20 protein-coding genes are annotated in these 20,231 nt (G+C 47.6%); 3 read left to right on the forward strand and 17 right to left on the reverse strand.

Features of this window, described 5'->3' with window-relative positions; translation table 11 throughout:
* Positions 1 to 43: 43 nt before the first annotated feature.
* The 8 genes from POF51_RS10075 to POF51_RS10110 all read right to left on the reverse strand — a co-directional run bounded on the left by POF51_RS10075 (position 44) and on the right by POF51_RS10110 (position 8,920).
* Positions 44 to 1,246 carry an ROK family transcriptional regulator gene (locus POF51_RS10075; protein ID WP_069847019.1) on the reverse strand — a complete coding sequence of 401 codons (1,203 nt, stop codon included), beginning with the start codon at positions 1,244 to 1,246 and terminating at the stop codon, positions 44 to 46.
* Between the two features lie 22 nt (positions 1,247 to 1,268).
* On the reverse strand, positions 1,269 to 2,231 hold the full coding sequence (locus POF51_RS10080; protein ID WP_271755322.1) for an ABC transporter ATP-binding protein: 963 nt from the start codon (positions 2,229 to 2,231) through the stop codon (positions 1,269 to 1,271).
* Entirely contained in the window at positions 2,224 to 3,216 is a 993-nt protein-coding gene (locus tag POF51_RS10085; RefSeq protein ID WP_069847024.1) for an ABC transporter ATP-binding protein, read from the reverse strand. Before POF51_RS10085 ends, POF51_RS10080 begins: the two co-directional genes overlap by 8 nt.
* An 18-nt stretch (positions 3,217 to 3,234) precedes the next feature.
* A complete protein-coding gene (locus POF51_RS10090; protein WP_271755323.1) occupies positions 3,235 to 4,125 on the reverse strand; it encodes an ABC transporter permease subunit in 891 nt (296 codons plus the stop codon).
* Positions 4,126 to 4,144: 19 nt separating this feature from the next.
* Positions 4,145 to 5,068 (reverse strand): nickel ABC transporter permease, encoded by a 924-nt coding sequence (gene nikB, locus POF51_RS10095; protein WP_106833794.1) that lies wholly within the window; start codon positions 5,066 to 5,068, stop codon positions 4,145 to 4,147.
* A gap of 67 nt (positions 5,069 to 5,135) precedes the next feature.
* Positions 5,136 to 6,722, reverse strand: coding sequence for a glutathione ABC transporter substrate-binding protein (locus tag POF51_RS10100; protein ID WP_271755324.1), 1,587 nt, complete (start codon positions 6,720 to 6,722; stop codon positions 5,136 to 5,138).
* Between the two features lie 72 nt (positions 6,723 to 6,794).
* Positions 6,795 to 7,859: a Gfo/Idh/MocA family protein gene (locus POF51_RS10105; protein WP_271755325.1), complete on the reverse strand. Its 1,065-nt coding sequence runs from the start codon at positions 7,857 to 7,859 to the stop codon at positions 6,795 to 6,797.
* Between the two features lie 104 nt (positions 7,860 to 7,963).
* Positions 7,964 to 8,920 (reverse strand): ROK family protein, encoded by a 957-nt coding sequence (locus POF51_RS10110; protein ID WP_069847033.1) that lies wholly within the window; start codon positions 8,918 to 8,920, stop codon positions 7,964 to 7,966.
* A 373-nt stretch (positions 8,921 to 9,293) separates the two neighbouring features.
* Here POF51_RS10110 and POF51_RS10115 point away from each other — a divergent pair, with 373 nt between their 5' ends.
* The 3 genes from POF51_RS10115 (at position 9,294) to POF51_RS10125 (ending at position 11,787) form a co-directional block, all read left to right on the forward strand.
* Positions 9,294 to 9,857 (forward strand): hypothetical protein, encoded by a 564-nt coding sequence (locus tag POF51_RS10115; RefSeq protein WP_069847035.1) that lies wholly within the window; start codon positions 9,294 to 9,296, stop codon positions 9,855 to 9,857.
* A 466-nt stretch (positions 9,858 to 10,323) separates the two neighbouring features.
* Positions 10,324 to 11,094, forward strand: a complete 771-nt coding sequence (locus tag POF51_RS10120) for a matrixin family metalloprotease (protein WP_271755326.1) — start codon at positions 10,324 to 10,326, stop codon at positions 11,092 to 11,094.
* Between the two features lie 168 nt (positions 11,095 to 11,262).
* On the forward strand, positions 11,263 to 11,787 hold the full coding sequence (locus POF51_RS10125) for a GNAT family N-acetyltransferase (RefSeq protein WP_069847040.1): 525 nt from the start codon (positions 11,263 to 11,265) through the stop codon (positions 11,785 to 11,787).
* 69 nt (positions 11,788 to 11,856) lie between these two features.
* Here POF51_RS10125 and arsC read toward each other — a convergent pair whose 3' ends face one another.
* The 9 genes from arsC to POF51_RS10170 all read right to left on the reverse strand — a co-directional run bounded on the left by arsC (position 11,857) and on the right by POF51_RS10170 (position 20,122).
* On the reverse strand, positions 11,857 to 12,261 hold the full coding sequence (arsC, locus tag POF51_RS10130) for an arsenate reductase (thioredoxin) (RefSeq protein ID WP_069847043.1): 405 nt from the start codon (positions 12,259 to 12,261) through the stop codon (positions 11,857 to 11,859).
* Between the two features lie 14 nt (positions 12,262 to 12,275).
* On the reverse strand, positions 12,276 to 13,316 hold the full coding sequence (gene arsB, locus POF51_RS10135) for an ACR3 family arsenite efflux transporter (RefSeq protein WP_271755327.1): 1,041 nt from the start codon (positions 13,314 to 13,316) through the stop codon (positions 12,276 to 12,278).
* Between the two features lie 17 nt (positions 13,317 to 13,333).
* Entirely contained in the window at positions 13,334 to 13,771 is a 438-nt protein-coding gene (locus POF51_RS10140; RefSeq protein ID WP_271755328.1) for an ArsI/CadI family heavy metal resistance metalloenzyme, read from the reverse strand.
* A gap of 64 nt (positions 13,772 to 13,835) precedes the next feature.
* On the reverse strand, positions 13,836 to 14,141 hold the full coding sequence (gene arsR / locus POF51_RS10145) for an arsenical resistance operon transcriptional regulator ArsR (protein WP_271755388.1): 306 nt from the start codon (positions 14,139 to 14,141) through the stop codon (positions 13,836 to 13,838).
* A gap of 135 nt (positions 14,142 to 14,276) precedes the next feature.
* Positions 14,277 to 14,876 carry a response regulator transcription factor gene (locus tag POF51_RS10150; protein WP_271755329.1) on the reverse strand — a complete coding sequence of 200 codons (600 nt, stop codon included), beginning with the start codon at positions 14,874 to 14,876 and terminating at the stop codon, positions 14,277 to 14,279.
* Positions 14,873 to 16,015: a sensor histidine kinase gene (locus tag POF51_RS10155; RefSeq protein WP_271755330.1), complete on the reverse strand. Its 1,143-nt coding sequence runs from the start codon at positions 16,013 to 16,015 to the stop codon at positions 14,873 to 14,875. The genes POF51_RS10150 and POF51_RS10155 overlap by 4 nt, the downstream gene beginning before the upstream one ends.
* Before the next feature lie 63 nt (positions 16,016 to 16,078).
* On the reverse strand, positions 16,079 to 17,137 hold the full coding sequence (locus POF51_RS10160) for a fatty acid desaturase (RefSeq protein WP_017249910.1): 1,059 nt from the start codon (positions 17,135 to 17,137) through the stop codon (positions 16,079 to 16,081).
* 255 nt (positions 17,138 to 17,392) lie between these two features.
* Positions 17,393 to 18,427, reverse strand: coding sequence for an ABC transporter substrate-binding protein (locus POF51_RS10165; protein ID WP_069847054.1), 1,035 nt, complete (start codon positions 18,425 to 18,427; stop codon positions 17,393 to 17,395).
* Between the two features lie 117 nt (positions 18,428 to 18,544).
* A complete protein-coding gene (locus POF51_RS10170; RefSeq protein WP_069847057.1) occupies positions 18,545 to 20,122 on the reverse strand; it encodes a helix-turn-helix domain-containing protein in 1,578 nt (525 codons plus the stop codon).
* Positions 20,123 to 20,231 lie beyond the last annotated feature (109 nt).

Genomic DNA, 20,231 nt, shown 5'->3' on the forward strand with positions numbered 1-20,231 from the left:
GCTCCCCCTCTCCTCGAACTTTGTGGACTGCTTGACACAACCCTTATAGCGAAAACTGAAACGTATCCTGCAATAAAACAGCGGCAGCTCCAGCGACCTCTACATTTTCACCCAACGAATTCGGTCGAATCTCCAATTCCTCCGTCAGGATTCCATGCGCGTATTCCCCCACGTAGTCTTTTACTTTTGCGATCAACAGCTCATTTTCGAAGGCAATCTCGCCGCCCAGAATCATGACTTCTGGATTAAACAAATGAATCAGATTGACCAGCCCCGAAGCCAAATAAGAAGCGGTTTCCTCTAAAATGCTGACCGCAAGCGGGTCCTGCTCTGCCAAAGCCTGACGAAACACCGCAGGAGTAATCCTGCCAACATCCTGCTCCACCAAATCCGAGATGCGGCTCGTCTTTCCTTTCGCAAGCGAGGAGACCAGCTTGGAGTAAATCGTTGGCCAGCTCACGTAATTTTCCAGACAGCCAACATTTCCGCAGTCGCACCGCACACCTGCCCGATCAATCGTGGTATGACCGAACTCACCGGCCCCGCCTTTAAAGCCCCTGTAGATGGAACCGTTCATCAAAATACTCGCTCCCAATCCATCCCCAATCGTGACGTACAGCATGTTTTGATAATGACTGAAATCCCCGATAGTCTTCTCTGCGAGCAAATACGCGTTCGTGTCGTTATCCAGCCAGGTTTTCAACTGGAAACGCTGCTCGATCATTTCTTTCACAGGGGCGTTCTGCAAGCGGAGCTTCGGATTATAGCGAATCACCCCATGGACCGAGTCCACGATGCCTTGAGTGACAATCGAGATTCCCATACACGTCTCCAGACTCACGGCTCCACGCAAAAATTGCTCAATGATGTCCATCAAATAAGCGAGGACACTCTCCCCTTGGTACTGCTTGATTGAGTGAACTTCCTTTCGTTTGACCGCAGCTTCCAGATTCATCTCGGCAATCGTAATCTTCGAGCCAGAGATCGAAATGCCGATCAGAAAGCGACTATTAGGAGAAAACTGGACCAATATCGGTTTGCGTCCGCCATTTGACTCTCCTGTTCCCACCTCGCATACGAACGAGTCACGAATCAACTCACTGACAGCCGAGGTCACGGTAGTAGGACTCAGTTTGTTCCGCTTCGCTATTTCACTCCGGGAAATGGGCCCGTAATGACGGATCGTATCTAATATGATGGAGCGATTCAGTTCCTGGATCAGCTTTAAATCACCCGTCCTACGCATGTAACCATCCCTTTTATTCAAATCACAAATGGCAAGCGACAAAATGATCTCGGTCTGCCGCTTCCCGCAATGCAGGCGGTGTCGTCTTGCATATGTCCATCACGAACGGACAGCGCGTATGAAACAGACAGCCTGACGGCGGATTCACCGGGCTCGGCACATCTCCCTGCAAAATGATCCGCTCCCGCTTTGCCCGTGGATCAGGAATCGGAACCGAAGAGAGCAGCGCTTTTGTATACGGATGCCCGGGATTGGCAAAAATCGTTTCCTTCGGGCCGGATTCTACGAGACTCCCCAAATACATCACGCCGATCTTTTCGCTAATATGCTCGACCACACTCAAATCGTGGGAAATAAACAAATAGGTTAAATGAAATTCTTCCTGCAAATCTTTTAGCAAATTCAAGATTTGCGATTGAATCGACACATCGAGAGCGGAAACTGGCTCATCCGCGACGATCAGCTTCGGCTTCAGAATCAAGGCGCGAGCGATTCCGATACGCTGCCGTTGCCCTCCGCTGAATTCATGGGCGAATTTCTCCGCATGATAGCTGGAGAGCCCGACGACCTCGAGCATTTCGGCTACAATCCGATCCCGCTCTTGGGTAGACAGCTTCGTATGAATGAGAAGAGGCTCTGCTACCACATCGCGAATTTTCATGCGTGGATTCAGTGAGGCGTACGGGTCCTGAAAAACCATCTGTACCTGCTTGCGCACTTCCCGCAGCTTTGTCTCATTCATTTTGGAGATTTCTTCACCATTGATCCAAACCTTGCCCTCATCTGGCATCAAAAGTCTTGTGACCAAGCGCCCTGTCGTCGACTTGCCGCAGCCACTCTCTCCGACCAGACTGAACGTCTCGCCTTCCTTAATCTCGAACGAAACGTGATTCACTGCCTTTACGCTTTTTTTGCTGCTTAATAGACCACTATCAATCGGGAACGTTTTTTTGATACCGTCTACCACGACCAGTGATTTAGACATGAACATCCCTACCTTCCTCTTGATAGAGCCAGCAGCGGCAAGAACGTTCCTCTCCCACCGACGTAATGGCGGGCTCCTTTTCCCAGCAGACAGACATGACATCCTTGCAGCGCGGAGCGAATTTGCAGCCCTTGGGCATATTGTTCGGTGTCGGTACGTTGCCCGGAACCGAATCAAGCCGTGCGCGCTTTTGCCCGATTTTGGGGACAGAGCCGATCAAGCCTTTGGTATACGGATGCTTGGGTTCATCAAACAAGTCGTAAACAGATGCTTCCTCCACGACACGCCCTGCATACATGACCACGACACGGTTGCACATCTCTGCTACGACGCCGAGATCATGCGTGATCAACAGCATCGACATATGCTCGTCAGCCTGAAGTTGCTTCATTACGTCGAGGATTTGTGCTTGAATCGTGACATCGAGTGCCGTCGTTGGCTCATCGGCGATCAACAGGTTAGGATTGCAGGACATCGCCATCGCAATCATGATCCGCTGCCGCATACCGCCGGAGAGTTGATGCGGATACTCTCCCATAATCTCGCTCGGCCGCGGAATGCCCACCTTTGTCAGCATGCTCACTGCTTGTTCTCGCGCCTTTTGGTCGGAGTAGCCGAGATGCAAGCGAATGGCTTCCATCAATTGCTCTCCGATTTTCATCACCGGGTTGAGCGAGGTCATCGGTTCCTGAAAAATCATCGAGATTTCTTTCCCGCGAATACGGCGCATATCACTCTCCGAAATCGAGAGTAAATTCGTTCCGTTGTAAACAATCTCGCCATTGGTAATCTCACCAGTCGTGTCCTTGAATAGGCGCATGATCGACAAAGAGGTCACGCTCTTGCCACAGCCCGATTCGCCAACCAGCCCAAGCACCTCGCCTTTTTTTATATGGAAGCTGACATGGTCGAGGACGACTGTCTTCTGGTTGTCTCTCGTAAATTGCGTCTGCAGATGCTTTACTTCCATGATGTTCTCACTCATCTGCCCCATCTCCCTCGTTTAATTCTTCGTTTTCGGGTCCAAAATATCGCGCAAGCCATCCCCAACCAGGTTGAACGCCAGCACGGTCAAAAAGATCGCAATCCCGGGAATGATGACCACATGAGGAGAAGTGGCGAGATAATCACGCCCCATACTGAGCATCGCCCCCCAGTCAGGACTCTCGGGCTTTGCCCCCAGACCGAGAAAGCTGAGACTGGATGCTGCCAAAATCGAGGTACCGATCCGCATGGAAAAAAAGACGATCATACTGGAGACGGTCTCTGGAAAGATGTGACGAAAAATAATCCGGCTGCTTTTTGCCCCCATGGACCGCGCTGCTTCTACAAACACCGCTTCCTTGGCAGCCAAGGTATTGCCGCGAATCAAACGCGCAAACGATGGAATACTGAACACCGCTACCGCCACGACGACATTCGTTAATCCCGGGCCGAGGATCGCAACGATGGCGATTGCGAGCAACAAATCGGGAAAAGCGAACATGACGTCACTCCACCGCATGATGAGGCGATCCAGCCACCCGCCGTAATATCCGCTAATCAAGCCCAATACCGTTCCAACTACTGCACCTACCAGCACTGAAGAAAAGCTGACACCAAGAGAGATTCCTGTTCCTACGATGATGCGGCTCAAAATATCTCGTCCGTATTCATCTGTCCCTGCCCAATGCTCCATGGATGGAGTCTGCAACGTCACATCATAGTTCGGCTCGTACGGATCATACGGCGCGATCCACGGGCCAAACAGTGCGATCACAAACAAAAACAAGATAAAAAACCCTGCCCAGAAAGCTGTCTTTTGCTTTTTCCACTTCTTCCAAAACTCGCGGGCTCGGGATTTCTTTTCAGTGGGAACTACAACGTTGTGCCCGATTTCTTTTACTACCTCCATTTACGTCACCTCCTTGCCATTAGCTGTCATAACGGATTTTCGGATTCAGTGCCTTGTACAAGATGTCTACCAGCAGATTCACGAGAATGAACTCCAGTGAAAACAACAGAATGACAGCCTGTACGACCGGATAATCGCGAAAAGCAATGGAATCGATCAACAGACGCCCCATACCCGGAATGCTAAACACCGTCTCCACGACAACCGATCCGCCTAACAGAAAGCCGAATTGCAATCCAGCGATGGTCACGACCGGAATCATTGAGTTTTTCAGGGCGTGCTTGCGAACGACTACGGATTCCTTCAACCCTTTTGCGCGCCCCGTTCGGATAAAATCTTCCTTTAATGTTTCGAGCAGGGAGGACCTTGTAAAACGGGCCAGCATCGACATGATTCCTGCTCCTAAGGTTAACGAGGGAAGCACGTAGCTTTTCCAGCTCTCGACCCCACCTGTGGGGAACCAGCCCAGCGTGACAGAAAAAACTTGTATGAGAATGAGCCCCAACCAAAATCCAGGCAAGGAAATACCGGAAATCGCCGTCAGCATCCCTACGTAATCCGGCCATTTATTGCGGAAAACAGCAGAGATCGTCCCTATCAGCAGTCCGAGCACCAATGCCCAGCCCAGGCTCATAAATGTCAACGTCATCGTTACGGAAAAACGGTTTTCAAACATATCGCTAATGGGAAGCCCCGTCTTCAAGGAGTGTCCTAGATTTCCTGTCAGCAGGTTATGCATGTAGTTGACGTACTGGGTAAGCAATGGTTTATCCAAGCCCAGCTCCTGACGCACCCGCTCGATCTCTTCCAAGGTCGCTTCTTTTCCCGCCGCCAAACGAACAGGATCACCCGGAACCAGATGGATAAAGAAGAAAATGAGCAACGACACGACAAAAATAATCGGGATGATCTCGATGAGTCTCTTCACGATATAACGGAACATGGTACGGTTCCTCCTAAAAGGAAAGCAGCGCCCAGCGGCAGACAATGCCCGAACGCTGCTTCAAGTATTATTGGAATGCCGCTTCTCTTACATAGATCCCGCCACTCGGTGTGATATAAACCCCGTTCACGTTCGCGCGTTTTCCGTACAAGATTTCATCGACTGCGAGGAAAATCCATGGTGCATCTTTAAACACATTTTCTTGCACGACGCTATACAGCTGCTTTTGCTTATCTTGGTCTGACGATTGTGTCGCTTCCTTGATGCTTTGGTCGACAAGGTCATTTTTGTAGAAAGCCGTGTTCGCTCCCGCAGGCGGGAAGTTCTCGCTGCTAAACAACGAACGCATCGCATTGTCTGGATCAGCAGAGGACCAGCTTACGTACCACATGTTCATTTTTGCTTCTTCTGGCGACTTAATGCCGTAGATTTCATCGGACAGCGTCGCTTCTTCCATCGATTTCACTTCAACAGTGATGCCGACCTTTTGCAATTGCTGCTGAATGAATTGCATGCCCTTCATCGTATCCGAGTTCGTATTGCCCCAGATGTCCGTTGTGAAGCCGTTCTCGTAGCCTGCTTCTTTCAAAAGCTGCTTCGCTTTATCGATGTTGTATTCATAGGCGCCTTGCTTCGCATAGTGCGCAATCGTCGGGGACATCACGGATTCCAGCTGTGTGCCGTATCCGGATTTCACGACTTTAATGAACGCGTCCTTGTCCACTGCATGGTTGATGGCTTGGCGAACGCGTGGATCATCAAACGGCTTTTTCAGCATATTGATCGAGACATAGCAGGTGATCGTAGAAGGGGTGCGCTCTACCTTTACCCCCTCTTCACCGTTCAGTGTCTCTACTTGCTGCTCCGGCAACGGATAGATGACATCGGCTTCACCCGTCTTCAGCATGGCTACGCGGGAGCCGTTTTCAGGAACAGGCTTGTAGACGATTTTACCGACCTTGGCCGCTCCCTTGTTCCAATGATCTGGATTCAGCTCTACTGTCAGATGGTCACCCTGCACCCATTCCACGAATTTATATGGACCTGTACCGACTGGATTTTTGGTAATGTCTTTGCCGTACTTTTCCAGAGCCGCCGGGCTGATGATTCCGGTCGTGAACTTGTTAATCATTGCGGAAAACGGCTGGTTCAACGTCACTTTCACTGTGTGCTCATCGACAACCTCTGTGGACTTGATGTATTTGTAGTTCCGATAGGCTCTCAGGTTGTTGTCTTTGTTGCTCATCCGGTCGAAGTTGATTTTGACCGCTTCGGCATTGAATGGTGTGCCGTCATGGAACTTCACGTTTTGCCGGAGCTTGAAGGTATACTCTGTCGCATCTTCATTCACCGAATATTCAGTCGAAAGGCCCGGCATGAGCTTCAAATCCTTGTCATAAATCAGAAGCCCTTCAAACATCGCGCTTTGGACGCCTGATGACAGTGCATCCCCTGTATTTTGCGGGTCCATTGTGATGAAGTTTTCGTTTACGGCGATGACCATCTGATCCTTTTGCGGCGCTCCCGTCGTTGCCCCTCCATTGGAAGCTGCCGGAGTTCCACTACCACTACCACCGCCACTGGAACATCCGAAAAGTAAAGCCACTGAAAAAAGTAAGACGGATGCTGTTCGCAAATACGATGCTTTTTTCATTTCTTTTCCCCCTTGTCTTCATCTACTCTATGGGTGATATCTGGATGTCCATGGATTGGTCTTACCTGCCGATTATCGGGTAAATACGATTTCTCTTCCGGTCGCAGCTGATTCGTAAATGCCACATAGAATCTTCATCATCTCCACACCATCCTGTACAGGGCTGAGCGTTTCTTTTTCACCCAATATGCATGCGATGAAGTGATCGATCTCATTTTGGAAACCTCGCTTGAAATCAAACGATAATTTATCCATCTGCGGGCTGACATTCAGGATCGTGTCATGCTTTTCTGCAATGATGGACAGCTCTGGCTCCACCTCTGCGCCTCCCTTGTCTCCGTACAGCTTGACGGCCAGCTCGTCTTTTTTCGCATGCAGGGTATAGCTCACATCTACGAAAAGGGACGCTCCGTTTTCAAAGCGAATGAGTGCATTGGCCATATCCTCGACGGTGTTTTGGGTAGGGTCGTAGTCAGCTGCTTTGTAAAAGGAGAGATTTTTGACGTTGGCGCGATTGCCCAGCTTGTTGTATGTATTGCCGCTGACAGTCGTTACTTTTGGGCAGCCCATCAAGTACCAGCACAGATCAATGACATGCACGCCAAGATCGATGAGTGGACCTCCGCCAGATCTGTCCTTGTCTGCGAACCAGCCTCCCGGATTGCCCAAACGGCGCAGACAGGATGCCTTCGCGTAATATATCTCACCCAGCTCGCCCGCATCGATGAACCGCTTGAGCAATTGCGCATTCGTATCGTACCTTCTCACAAAGCCCACCTGGAGCAGCTTGCCACTCTCTTTTACGGCCTTTTCGATCAGGAGAGCGCTTTCAACAGTTGTACTTAAAGGCTTTTCCAAAAGCACGTGCTTACCCGCTCTAAGGGCAGCGATGGCAATATCTGCATGCGTGTTGTTCCACGTACAAATACTCACTGCGTCTACCTGTTCATCTGTGAAAGCATCCTCAAGCTTGTTGTAGTAAGTCTCGGCCCCGTATTTCTGTGCTTTTTCCTGAGCGCGCCCCTCGTTGAAGTCGACGACGGCACGAATTTCTGTACACTCGTTTTGCTGGTACGATTGCAAGTGCATGTCTGAAATGGATCCTGCACCAATCACCGCAACTCTCACTTTTGCCATGATGTTCTCTTCCTCCTTGCTTCTCATCCGTTAATTAGTTTTTTCAATGGAGTAATTAATAAGATGATACAAAATTGTTTTAATTTTTGCAATATAGATTCCGACTAAAAATTTGGTACTTTCTCTCCTGGTTGATCTAGCGCAAAAACTCCCCCTGCCGCTCCCATCACTCCAGCTTCCACCCCGATCTGGCTAAGGACGACACGTACCTCCTGCGCCAATCCAGGGATGCATCTCTCCCTCATGCTCTTCTCAATTTCCGGCATGAGTATGGTAGATGCGTTCATAACTCCACCTCCGAAGACGATGACCTCCGGATTAAACAAATAGAGCAGATTGGCTGCTCCGACTCCTAAGTAAAACCCTGCTTGCTTGATGAGTTGCTTGGAGAAAGCTTCTCCTGCTAGTGCAGCCTCACAGATTGCTTTGGCCGTGACTGACTCATATGTGGTTGCCAGCTTGTGGCGAGCGGCGTTTTCAATGGCAGTACCCGAAGCGTAGTTTTCCAGACACCCTCGATTGCCGCAGCGGCATGGCGGTCCGTTCCAATCGATCGAGATATGGCCGAACTCACCCGCACTCCCATCCCGCCCGCAAACCAATCGACCGTCACTGATCACTCCAGCCCCTACGCCTGTGCTGACGGTGACATAGATCATATTTTGTGTGCCGGCTCCTGCTCCCCACAGCCACTCCGCGATTGCCGCTGCATTCGCATCATTGAACAGCCGGACAGGCAATCCGAACCTTTGCGCAATCAAGGCGCCAATCGGGACATTTCGCCAGCCCAGATTGCTCGCAAAGACTACTTCACCGATCGCGCTGTTAATCACTCCAGCGGAAGCAATTCCTACGCCGCGTACTTTTTCGGGATCGATGCTGCCTGTTGATAGGACATCATAAGTAGCAGACAGCACCCTTTCGACCACTGCCTTTTCTCCCTCTTCCGCTAAGGTCTGCAGCTGCTTTTGTGCGATTATCCTGCCTGCGTGATCAACCAAACCAGCCAAGATTTTGGTCCCACCCAGGTCCAGCCCAATCGCATATTCATCATTTGCCATGCTCGTCTCTCCTTCGTTCACCTTGCTGCTTCATGTTAGTTTCTCCAATGACTTTATAAATTCAACTTAGCTTTATTTGTAGCACACTACCCCCCCTTCGTCCAGATTATTCAGAAAAATAGTCAAGAACTATTCTCTTTCGTTCCTTTAACAAATCGTGTATGGTGCAAAATTGTCGTCTACTTTGTCTACCATTCGACAATATCTCCTAAAGTAAAAAAAGAAAATATCCTATAAAATGGTATATATAGGTAGTCTTGGGAGGAGCGATGATAGCCATCTCATTATTCTGTATAGAGTACCTCAACATCTGGCATCCACTCGATGATCGTTTCAGAGCTACATTTACTCCTGTCATGAAAGGTTGATGTTCATGTTTAAAAAAGCCCTGATCATCCTGACATTAAGCTCAGTTGTCGCAGTACCAAGTGTAGCCGCACAAGCCCAAGGGGCAGCTCTACCTCTACAGGAGAAGGCGCCATCCTCCGCAAAAACGATCATCAAAAATGCCGCATTTGGTCAGGAAGTCTGGGTAATGCTCGGCTCCCCTATTCCAAGCGGTTGGGTCGTAATCAGATCTTCTGGCAATATGAACCTGATTAAGGATGTGAACAATGCTCCTTCTGGTTACGAAGTTTGGGTGATGCTCGGCTCCCCTATGCCTGACGGATGGGTTGTGATCAGAAGTACTGGGACTATGAACCTGATTAAAAATCTTAACAGTGCCTCTTCTAATCAGGAAGTTTGGGTAATGCTCGGTTCCCCTATTCCTGACGGATGGGTTGTGATCAGAAGCTCTGGAAGTATGAACCTGATTAAAAATTTGAACAACGTTTCTTCTGGGCAGGAGGTATGGGTGATGCTAGGCTCGCCTATTCCTGACGGATGGATCATTATCAGATCATCGGGAACAATGAACCTGATCAAGCGCCTATAGGCTAATCAGAATCATTGGATAACCGCATCCTCAATAGTTAAGCACATCGCATACATCTCATCCACAAGCTGACGTCGAAACTCAATCGACATCAGCTTTTTTCCTTTTCTTTTTTGGCCATAGGCTGAGGACTCCAACTCCTACTCTTTATGAAAAGGGTAGGTTTTTTTATTCCCCCATTCGTCCTTTTTGATCAAGCCTCCCGATCATTTTCGGTAAAAAACGACTATTGCAATGGCATGAACAAGTAGAAGGTATGGTAAAAACGTTCTAATATTGTAAAAATATTGTAATTAACTTGAAAATACTGGATCTGTATTTTACCATTAGAAAAACAATTTCAAACTACTTAAAAGAGATGGACTAGTAGAAATGGAATTGTTTTTGCAATCAAAAACATAGGTGAAGGAGGCCCACAGAGAACTGTACTGGGAAACACGAAAACTCTTGCTTGGAAAGGAGCCTCATGATGTTAGAAAGAATTTTGGGTAAACTTTTATTGCTCACCATTACTCTTGTCACTCTTGTAAATGGATATTTTGTTACGCCGACAAACGCTCAGGATCAATCCGAATATCGCGTGGATTTTAGCGGTGTATCCGCTTCGATCCCTGTCAATATCCGTACCGGACCGACTACTTCTGCTACTATCATCGACAAGCTTCAACCAAATACCTATGTACAATTTTCAGGTTGGACCCGAGGTACCTCGCTCAATGACTTTTGGACAAATGCCCCTGATAATAGATGGTTCTTCTACGAGAAAAATGGCGTGAAGTACTATGTTGCCTCTGCTTTTATTAACGGAAACCCACCCGCAGCCGATCAAAACAATACCTTCGTTTCGTATCAGGTAACCATTACGACGAATATCCCTGCTCTTAGACAGGCTTATGAAAATGCCATACGAAATTGGAACAACACAGGTATTGTTTCATTAACACCAACACAAAATGCTCCCATTACCTTAGGTGAAGGCTATGCGAGGGGGTATGATGGATTTGGCTGGTGGCAATCGAATGGTTCCAGAGTTACCGGTGGCACCGTCATTCAATGGAACAGAGTGAGCAACAGAAACGCCGCTTATTTAGAAGCTTTGGCTACTCATGAAATTGGACATGTACTACGACTAAATCATAGGTCGGATCACTCGATCATGAATAACTCTTGGTTAACGAGAATCACTGCTCCTACCCAAAACGACATCAATGAGCTTCGAAACATCTATAGTCGATAACTCTATTGCCCACAAAAACAGACGATGCAAGGAACTCTTTTGGCTGTCGAGAAAGTCGACGGCCTTTTTTGATGAACAGCCCCACTCTTGATGATAGACTCCTTTCCTTCTCATTCAACAGCGTATACTATTATAAATATTCCTTACAATTCCCGAAGGAGAATCCCAATGAATATTCAAATTCTCAGTACGCGCCTGACTCTCACTCAAGTGGCATTACCCGATTGGGAGCTGATCCGCTCCATCTATTCCAACCCGACACTGATGGAGCATATTGGAGCGACCATGAGCGAGGAAGATATCCGCCGTAACTTTGAGAAAGAACTCGCTCCGTGGAGCCTCGAATCGACCCACTGGCTGACCTGGATCATACGTGAAACCGACTCCGGTAACGACGTTGGCTTGATTAGCATCTGCACCCGTAACCGAGAAAATCTCACTGCGGAAGTAGGCTTCATCATACTGGACGGATTCAAAGGCAAGGGCTATGCAACGGAAGCAATCAGACGCGTATTTGATTTCGCTGTGGATACTTTTGGATTCAAAAAATTTACGGCTGTTTGTTCCGAAGAGCATGTGGCTTCCCGACGCGTTTTGGAGAAGGCTGGAATGAAGCTGGATAAAATCGTGCCCGAAAGCACTGAAATTGCGGGCAAGATGGTGAGTGACTGTTTTTATTCGTTGGAGAGATAAGAAAAGGAGTGTCATCTGACAGCCTCCATTCACTGTACAGCGACACTCCATTTTCCCATTACCCAAAAACTACTTCCCCGTTTCCTTATACGTTTTAATACGTGTCCCAATTTCATCTCGTACCCTTTGAAACTCAGACCATTCTTTTCCTGCGGGATCGTCAAATCCCCAATGAACTCGTTTCACATGAGGTGGTGTGGCTGGGCAAACGGAGTCTGCATGGCTACATAGTGTCACGACCAGATCCGCTTTGTTTAGGATATTCGGGTCAATGACGTCAGAAGTTTGTGTAGAAATGTCTATTCCTACTTCTTCCATCGCTCGAACCGCATTTGGATTGACACCATGCGCTTCAATTCCGGCAGAAAACACATTCCACGAGTCACCTAAGTATTTTTTTCCCCATGCTTCCGCCATTTGGCTACGGCAAGAATTCCCTGTGCATAAGAAGTAAATGATCTTTTTGTTTTCCATGATGCACTCCCCTATCAAGATATTGAGTTGACAAAATACTTCCGCTTGAACCATAATGCTACGTTTACCAGTGCGATCATCACCGGGACTTCAACAAGTGGACCGATAACAGCTGCAAATGCCGCACCGGAGTGAATTCCAAAGACACCGACTGCCACGGCAATTGCCAACTCAAAGTTATTACTTCCTGCTGTAAACGCAAGAGTCGTTGTAACCGGATAGTTCGCGCCAATTTTCTTCCCCATGAAGAAAGAAATAAAGAACATCAAGATGAAGTAGATAAGAAGCGGAATCGCGATGCGAACGACATCTAATGGCACACTGACGATGCTTTTTCCTTGGATAGAGAACATAACCACGATGGTAAAAAGTAAAGCAATCAATGTCAGCGGACTGATTTTTGGGATAAACACTTTTTCATACCATTGTCTTCCTTTTGCTTTTACCAAAGTAAATCGCGTCAGCATCCCTGCAAGAAATGGGATACCGAGGTAGATGAACACTGATTTGGCTACTTCGGCCATCGTAATGTCAACGACTGCTCCCTGGATACCTAGCCACTCTGGAATAATCGTAACAAACACATAGGCATAGACCGAAAAGAAAAGCATCTGAAATACAGAATTGAAAGCTACAAGCCCGGCTGCGTACTCGGTATCGCCTTTCGCTAGGTCATTCCACACAATCACCATAGCAATACAGCGTGCCAAGCCAATCATAATCAGCCCTACCATATATTCTGGCTTATCTGGCAGGAAAACGATGGCCAACACAAACATCAAAACCGGACCGATCACCCAGTTCTGAATGAGGGACAGTAAAAGAACCTTGCGATCTTGAAAGACACGTCCCATCTCTTCGTAACGAACTTTTGCCAAAGGGGGGTACATCATCAAAATTAAACCAATGGCAAGAGGGATGGATGTTGTTCCAAGTTGCAAACGACTCAATCCACTTGTGAAAGCTGGAAAGAACGTGCCTACAGTAACTCCGATCACCATGGCAAGGAAGATCCAAAGGGTCAAGTAGCGATCTAAAAAGGATAGTTGTTTCATGAAGCACTCCCTCTATCTTAACAGCAGGATGTAGTCACTACTGTATTTGAAGCTACGCAGCACGATGTGGATTCGATTTTATGAACATCGCTGTCAGCCTTGGTGTAAAAAAACTCCCATTCATTCCCGTCTGGATCTGTCACCCAAAATTTATCCTGCACAGCATAACAACATGTCGTATCCAGCTCATCCCGTGCGAAAAAGCCTTCTTTTTCTATCCTTTCCTTCTGTGCAACGATTTCCTCAGCACTTTCAACTTGGAATCCAAAGTGGTTGACCTGGTTCCCATTAACGGCGTCCCGAACATTTAATGTAAAATTAAGCCCCGGGCTTTCTAACAAGAACTTTGCATAATCTGTCTTTACCTTCACAGGTTCTACCCCAAATACCTTTTGATAGAATTCAATTGATTTCTCTAGGCTCGTAACGTTAATCCCAACATGCACATATTTCATTTCATGTACCTCCCTAAAATGAAGTAGTATTAATCAAAAAAAATTGATGTAAGGTTAAAAAAAATTAGCAGCAGCTGCCTTTACCTGTTTTCCTGAAAATACAACAAAGCTCTTCCGATAACAGTTGATTCACTTCGCTGTCATTCAAGTCGTAATAACTCCAAGTACCTTTTGTTTCTTTTATAATCAGGTTCGCGTCCAACAAAATCTTGAGATGATACGATAACTTGGATTGTGGCATGTCAAAAACCTCAGTGAGGTCACATACGCATGTCTTCCCTCTCTGACAAAGCTCATACATAATTTCTAATCGTTTCTGATCGGCAAGAGCCTTGAATTTCTTCTCATATTGCTCCAACTTTTGTTTCATCTCGTTCATCGAAGATAACCTCATTCATCAATTTTTTTTGATGTATTTATTATATGCGCAGATTCTAAGAAGATGCAATCATAAAACTAAAAACCCTTCCTGCCAAAACAGAAAGGGCCTCCTCCAGCTGATCTGCTACTTAAACCAGCCTTTTTCCTTAGAATGCATAATCGCTTCAATTCGATTGCTCACACCGAGCTTGTCGAGAATGACGGAGATATAATTCCGCACAGTCCCTGTCGTAATGTACAGCTGGCTGGCAATCTCCTTGGTGTTCTTCCCGTCAGCGATCAAGAGCAGGACTTCTTTTTCCCGCACCGTCAGCGGATTCTCCTGGCCGTATGCCTCATCCACCAGCTCAGGCGCATAGATTCGTCTGCCTGCCATGATACTGCGAATCGAGCTGGCCAGCTCTTCGCTTGGGCTGTCTTTGAGCAAGTAGCCGTTAGCACCTGCCTTTAGCGCTCGTTCGAAGTAACCTGGGCGGGCAAAGGTCGTGAGAATCATCACCTTGCAGCCGCTACCTTTCAATTCCTCGGCAGCGTCTAATCCGCTTTTGACTGGCATTTCGATATCCATGATGCAAATGTCGGGTTGATGCTGATGCACGAGTTTGACGGCATCCTCCCCATTACTTGCTCTGCCGACGACCTTCATATCCTCTTCCAAATCGAGCAGGGAAGCAAGGGCTCCTAAAAGCATCCGCTGATCCTCTGCAATGACAATGTGAATCATCCTCCCGCCTCCTGTTCTGGTTGTTTGAAGACATTGGGTACCCGAATCACTAGCTGTGTTCCAGACTCCGAGGACTGGATTTCCATGCTTCCGTTGACGAATTCCAGCCGTTCCTTCATCCCACGCAAACCGTTGCCTCTGTAAACCAATTCCTCCGCCATTCCGATCCCATTATCCGTTACGCTTACGACGAGGTCGGTACGAGTGGGCTCGATGACAATGGAACAGTCCGTGGCATTGCTATGCTTCACAATATTGTTGACCGCTTCTTTCAGGCACATGCACAACACATTTTCCGTCATCAGCGAAGTGTTGGTTAGATTCGTGTCGCCTTCCAGCACGAATTCAATTTCCGCTGCCTTGAAAATTTGCTTGATCCGAAACATCTCATCCTCTAGCCGCGTCCCACGCATTTGCGTGACCATTTCCCGCACTTCTTTTAAAGCGATACGCGCCGTCTGCCTGATTTCCTCCAGCTCCGTTCTCGCCAGAGCAGGATTTTTGTTGATCAGCTTGTTCGCCAAATCGCTTTTCAACCCAATCAAGGAGAGCTTCTGCCCCAACGTATCGTGCAAGTCACGGGCAATGCGCTGGCGTTCCTCGAGCTTGACCAGCTCTGAAATCCGCTTGTTCGCATGCTCCAGCTCTCCCTGCAGCTTCTCTCGCTTATTCCAGTTGTACGTGGTCACGGGCAAGAGAATGACTGCAATCATGCTAACCAAAACAAACGGAAGCTGGCCAATCAGTTGAGTGTTTTTGGTGAAAAAGCCGATGTTGACTGATATGGTGGTGCTAATCAAATGTATTGTGTATAGCGTAGCAAAACCGATCTTGTTCTGGATATTCCCGATAAAAAACGCCAGGAAGAGCGAAAAATACACATAGCCGAACATCAAGGTCATAGCGACCGATATGATTATCTGCACACTCGTCCAAAAGTAAATCAGCCAGCCCTTTGACAGGAAAGAGAATACATAGCAAACGAAAAACAAAATGATCATGATGATTCCGATCACAGCTTCGTACGTCGAAGAGGACCGAAAGATGAAATAGAATGGCAGGATGTAGAAGACAACCCACACATAAGGGCTCAAGCCCGTATTTTTTTGAAGAATTTGATACCACTTCTGCTTCTGCATACTTGCCCACCTTTTCTTCGCCACTCTCTCAAGTGTATCGGAATTCAAAGGTTTATGGCAGGCTTATTTTCCTTCCAAACTTGGTTTGGAGCCTTGGAGTGCATCTATGATTGCTTCCGATTGAGCAGCAGCCAGCCGCTTGATGCCTTTGAAGCTCACAAAACGTTTGTTGCTCTCATCCCATAAATGAAAACGCAGGCACTGCAAGCTGGCCGCCAGTGTAATCGTTGTCGCCATGTGAAGCGGCGGTGTCTCGTTATGTGCTTCTTCCAGGTTGTAATTCGGTACGCGTGGGCTTAAGTGATGAACATGGTGAAAACCAATATTGCCTGTGATCCATTGCAAAACCTTCGGGAGCTTGTAGTAGGAGCTTCCTTCTACTGCTGCTTTCACGTAGCTCCACTCTTCATCGTTCTCAAAGTACGAATCCTCATACGTATGCTGCACATAAAACAGCCAAATCCCAAACAAGCCAGAGACGAAAAAGATCGGACCTTGAATCAACAGGAATGCTTGCCAGCCAACCGCCCAGATCAAAAGCGCATAAAGACCGACCAGCAGCACATTCGTCAAATACGTATTCAACCGCTCTTTGCGGCGAGCTCGCTTCACATTAAAACGATACTGAAGCAAAAAGACAAAAATAGGTCCCAAACCAAACATCACGATCGGATTGCGATACAGCCGATAAGCGATTTTATTCCAAGTAGAAGCCTCGAGATATTCATTGACAGTCATCATCCACAAATCACCTACGCCTCGTTTATCGAGGTTGCTGCTCGTTGCATGGTGAATATTGTGACTGTTTTTCCATTGTTCATAAGGGACGAGGGTCAGCACACCGGTAATCGTACCGACGATGTCATTCGCCAGACGATTTTTGAAAAAGGATTGGTGGCAGCAATCGTGACAAATGATGAAGGTACGGATGACAAAGCCGGCTGCGACAATAACGATAGGCAGCGTGAGCCAATAGGACACAGACAGACTGAGATAAGCACCGTACCAGAGTAGAATCAGTGGAACTAGCGTATTGATCAGCTGTCGGATACTCTTTTTCATATCTGATTTTTCAAAGGGGGCAACATTCTTTTTCAACTCGGCAATATTGGCTTGATGCATCAATTGTTTCCTCCTTGATCGAAGCGTACAGGGACATGTAAATTCGCCGGACGCAATATTCTATCTTTATTGTAGAAAATAGCGTCTAGCCGCTGTAGTCATAAACGTCAAGTCGAGGACATGACAAATGTCATGGTTGAACAAACGACTGGGAAATTGAGGGTGCGTAAAACAAGCGGAACATCCCATATTATGCCAAGAAAAGACCCCATCCATACTTCGGATGAGGTCTTTGGCTTTGACGTCGTATTCTTCTTACTTCACATCGAGGCGCTTCATGATATCTTCGAGCAGCAGATTCGCTGCCTTGATGCCGCCTGCTTTGTTCCAAACCGTTTCGTCTACTTGGAAAACTTGATTGGTCTTCGCCACATTCAGAGATTTGAAGACTGGGCTTTCCATCCATTTTTTCGCGTTGTTCGCAATGTCTTTAGATTCTTTCGTTGGCTCCGTTACCCAGTAGAACAGGATGTCCCCGTCCATAGCGGACATACCTTCTTCGCTGATCATTTCTGCAAAGTTGTTTACGTCCTGGGAAGCTGGACGTGCGAGTCCCAGCTGATCGAGCAGCACACCGCTAAAGGTATCTTTTTGATAGATTTGTACGCCTTTTTTGGAGAATTTCGCTACGGATACTTTAGTAGAAGCTTTAGGACCCAGTTTTGCTTTCGCAGCAGCTACACGATCGTCGAATTCTTTCAGGACTTGCTCGCCTTCCGCCTTCTTGTTCAGTGCCTCTGCATAGAGCGTGAAGTTGCTTTTCCATCTTCCAGACAGCTCTTCAGAGAATACGGTTGGAGCGATTTTGGACAGTTGATCGTAAATCTTTTCATGACGTACTTTGTTTCCGATGATCAAATCAGGGCTCAGGCCTACAATCGCTTCGAGATTGGGCTGGTCTTCGAAGCCCAACACTTCTACACCTGTCATCTCCTCTTTAATGTGAGGATACCAAGGATCTTCATCCCAGGACTGTACAGCAGCGATTGGCTTAACGCCAAGTGCAAGCAAGGCTTCGGTACCTTCATTAGTCAAAATAACCACGCGTTCTGGTGTTCCTTTAATTGGAGTGGTGCCCATTGCGTGTTTCACTTCACGTACTTCATTAGAATCGGCTGGTGCTGTTTGCGCTGGTGCTGGAGTAGCCTCAGTCGTCGTTCCCGATGCAGCTGGCGTCTGTTGAGCTTGATTGGCATTGCCTCCGCAACCGGCAAGGACAACCAGCAAGCACAGCGCGAAGAAGCTGGTCATGATGTGGCGCATGGTACGTAAACTGGTCTTACTTTTCATATCGAGAGTGCCCCCACTTCTGCTTATCAACTTATTGATAACAATTATCAATTGATAGTATATAGAGACTCCTCTTACTTTTCTATGGACATGATTGTCTAATTACCATGGACCAGATTACCCCTGTGTGACCTGGAGAAAATACGCTGTGCTCCTTTGAATCGTATGCTCTCTGCCAAAAGGTCCCCATGGGTCCCATTCGTGATTGGCGGGATGGTACACTTTATTTTCCCGCACCGCACGCAAGTCTCTCCACAGCGGGTTGTTCCACAGCGCTGCCACATGCTCCCGCTCACTCCAGAACACGATGATTCGCTCCGGATTCAATTCGATCAGATCGTTGAGTGCATGGGGTTTATAGGCCGCGTGGGTCACATTCGGATCAGGCGCAAATCCAAGCTTGTGATAAAACAAGTCTGCGAGGGCGTGTCCCTCTACACCATATAGTCGCACCTCATCCGCAAGCACGCGAATCATCGTCCATTCACCCGTGCGTGTAACCGGCAGTAGTGCATCTCTTGCTTGTTTTTCCACTTTGTCGATATGCTTGATAATTTTCTCTGCCTGACTCTCTTTCTTGAAGAGCGTCGCCAATTTGGTTTGGTAGTCAATCCAGTTTGGATAACCGTCAAAGGAGATTGTTCCTTTTATTTTCTCCCAATCCCCTGCCTCTCGATTGTGGAAAAAATTCATCCTGACGATCACATCAGGCGACAAAGTCAAAATCTCTTTCGGATCGATCAACTGTTCTGCATTCAGTGCTTTTGTCCCGCGCAGCTTTTGCTGCAAATAAGAAGGAAAGCCCGTCCTCGTTTCAAAGTAGTTCGGGAAGGAGGGGGCAGCAATCGGCTGAATGCCCATCGCAAGAAAATGATCCTGCAAAAACAGCTTGCTGACCACGACTACCCGCTGGTCACTTTGCTTCATATAAATTTGCGGTGACAATCCTTCTCGTTTTTTGAAGAGTCTACTAAAATACAGCTCATCGGCATACCCTACGTTACGAGCCACATCCTTCACACTTCCTCCAGAATGGGCAAGCAGCTCCTTGGCCTGCTCCATCCGCAGCCCAGTCAAATACTCCCCGGGGGTCATTCCCGTCGCACGCTTGAAAGCACGGCAATAAGAGCTGGGGGTCAACCCCGCCAGTTTTGGCAAGCTTCCCAATTCTAGTGACTCGCGGTAGTGTTTTTGCATGTAGGCGATGGTCTCTTCAATCGCTCCAATGCCCTTTTCCTCTTTCTTTTTCTGTTCATCATGAACAATACCAAGCAGCTCGTAGAGCAATGCTTGGCTCCGCAAAAAAGAAGAGTAGTCCCGCTTCCGTGTCAAATGAGAAAGCTCCTCCAATACCGTCAGAAATGAGGCAGGAGTGGAGACAGCCAAAACCTTGGCTTCTTTTCTCTCGGGAGCGCTCTCGTGCTGATCGTGTCTCGCTTCCACGTAAAGTAGCCTGTATATATGCAACGGTCCTGATTGGCACCGCAATTCTTCTATCTTCGTCGTCGGGCGCAACAACAATAGCTTTCCGGCGTCGAGCACCTGCTTTTGACCATCAACCGTAATCTCTGCACTTCCTTCTGCCACATAGCAAAGGACATGCGTGTTTACCTCCACCTGACGCAGGTGAAAATTTTTCAATCGCTGTTTGCGAAAGGCTGTCATCAAAAAGCCAGGATAATCTTGATTCATCATCAACAGATTCACATCCTTCTATCACCGGAAATAGCAAGAAAAAGTAGACAAGCTGATTGCCAGAATCAGCCTGTTCTACTTTCATCATGTTGGAGATCTTTCTATTTGG

Origin of the sequence: Brevibacillus sp. AG (assembly GCF_028369215.1) — a bacterium.
Taxonomy (GTDB): Bacteria; Bacillota; Bacilli; order Brevibacillales; family Brevibacillaceae; genus Brevibacillus; species Brevibacillus porteri.

Coding starts and splice junctions, on each gene's coding strand:
- POF51_RS10075 (WP_069847019.1), bottom strand. CDS start 1,246: ATGCGTAGGACGGGTGATTTAAAGCTGATCCAGGAACTGAATCGCTCC.
- POF51_RS10080 (WP_271755322.1), bottom strand. CDS start 2,231: ATGTCTAAATCACTGGTCGTGGTAGACGGTATCAAAAAAACGTTCCCG.
- POF51_RS10085 (WP_069847024.1), bottom strand. CDS start 3,216: ATGAGTGAGAACATCATGGAAGTAAAGCATCTGCAGACGCAATTTACG.
- POF51_RS10090 (WP_271755323.1), bottom strand. CDS start 4,125: ATGGAGGTAGTAAAAGAAATCGGGCACAACGTTGTAGTTCCCACTGAA.
- nikB (WP_106833794.1), bottom strand. CDS start 5,068: ATGTTCCGTTATATCGTGAAGAGACTCATCGAGATCATCCCGATTATT.
- POF51_RS10100 (WP_271755324.1), bottom strand. CDS start 6,722: ATGAAAAAAGCATCGTATTTGCGAACAGCATCCGTCTTACTTTTTTCA.
- POF51_RS10105 (WP_271755325.1), bottom strand. CDS start 7,859: ATGGCAAAAGTGAGAGTTGCGGTGATTGGTGCAGGATCCATTTCAGAC.
- POF51_RS10110 (WP_069847033.1), bottom strand. CDS start 8,920: ATGGCAAATGATGAATATGCGATTGGGCTGGACCTGGGTGGGACCAAA.
- POF51_RS10115 (WP_069847035.1), top strand. CDS start 9,294: ATGTTTAAAAAAGCCCTGATCATCCTGACATTAAGCTCAGTTGTCGCA.
- POF51_RS10120 (WP_271755326.1), top strand. CDS start 10,324: ATGATGTTAGAAAGAATTTTGGGTAAACTTTTATTGCTCACCATTACT.
- POF51_RS10125 (WP_069847040.1), top strand. CDS start 11,263: ATGAATATTCAAATTCTCAGTACGCGCCTGACTCTCACTCAAGTGGCA.
- arsC (WP_069847043.1), bottom strand. CDS start 12,261: ATGGAAAACAAAAAGATCATTTACTTCTTATGCACAGGGAATTCTTGC.
- arsB (WP_271755327.1), bottom strand. CDS start 13,316: ATGAAACAACTATCCTTTTTAGATCGCTACTTGACCCTTTGGATCTTC.
- POF51_RS10140 (WP_271755328.1), bottom strand. CDS start 13,771: ATGAAATATGTGCATGTTGGGATTAACGTTACGAGCCTAGAGAAATCA.
- arsR (WP_271755388.1), bottom strand. CDS start 14,141: ATGAAACAAAAGTTGGAGCAATATGAGAAGAAATTCAAGGCTCTTGCC.
- POF51_RS10150 (WP_271755329.1), bottom strand. CDS start 14,876: ATGATTCACATTGTCATTGCAGAGGATCAGCGGATGCTTTTAGGAGCC.
- POF51_RS10155 (WP_271755330.1), bottom strand. CDS start 16,015: ATGCAGAAGCAGAAGTGGTATCAAATTCTTCAAAAAAATACGGGCTTG.
- POF51_RS10160 (WP_017249910.1), bottom strand. CDS start 17,137: ATGCATCAAGCCAATATTGCCGAGTTGAAAAAGAATGTTGCCCCCTTT.
- POF51_RS10165 (WP_069847054.1), bottom strand. CDS start 18,427: ATGAAAAGTAAGACCAGTTTACGTACCATGCGCCACATCATGACCAGC.
- POF51_RS10170 (WP_069847057.1), bottom strand. CDS start 20,122: ATGATGAATCAAGATTATCCTGGCTTTTTGATGACAGCCTTTCGCAAA.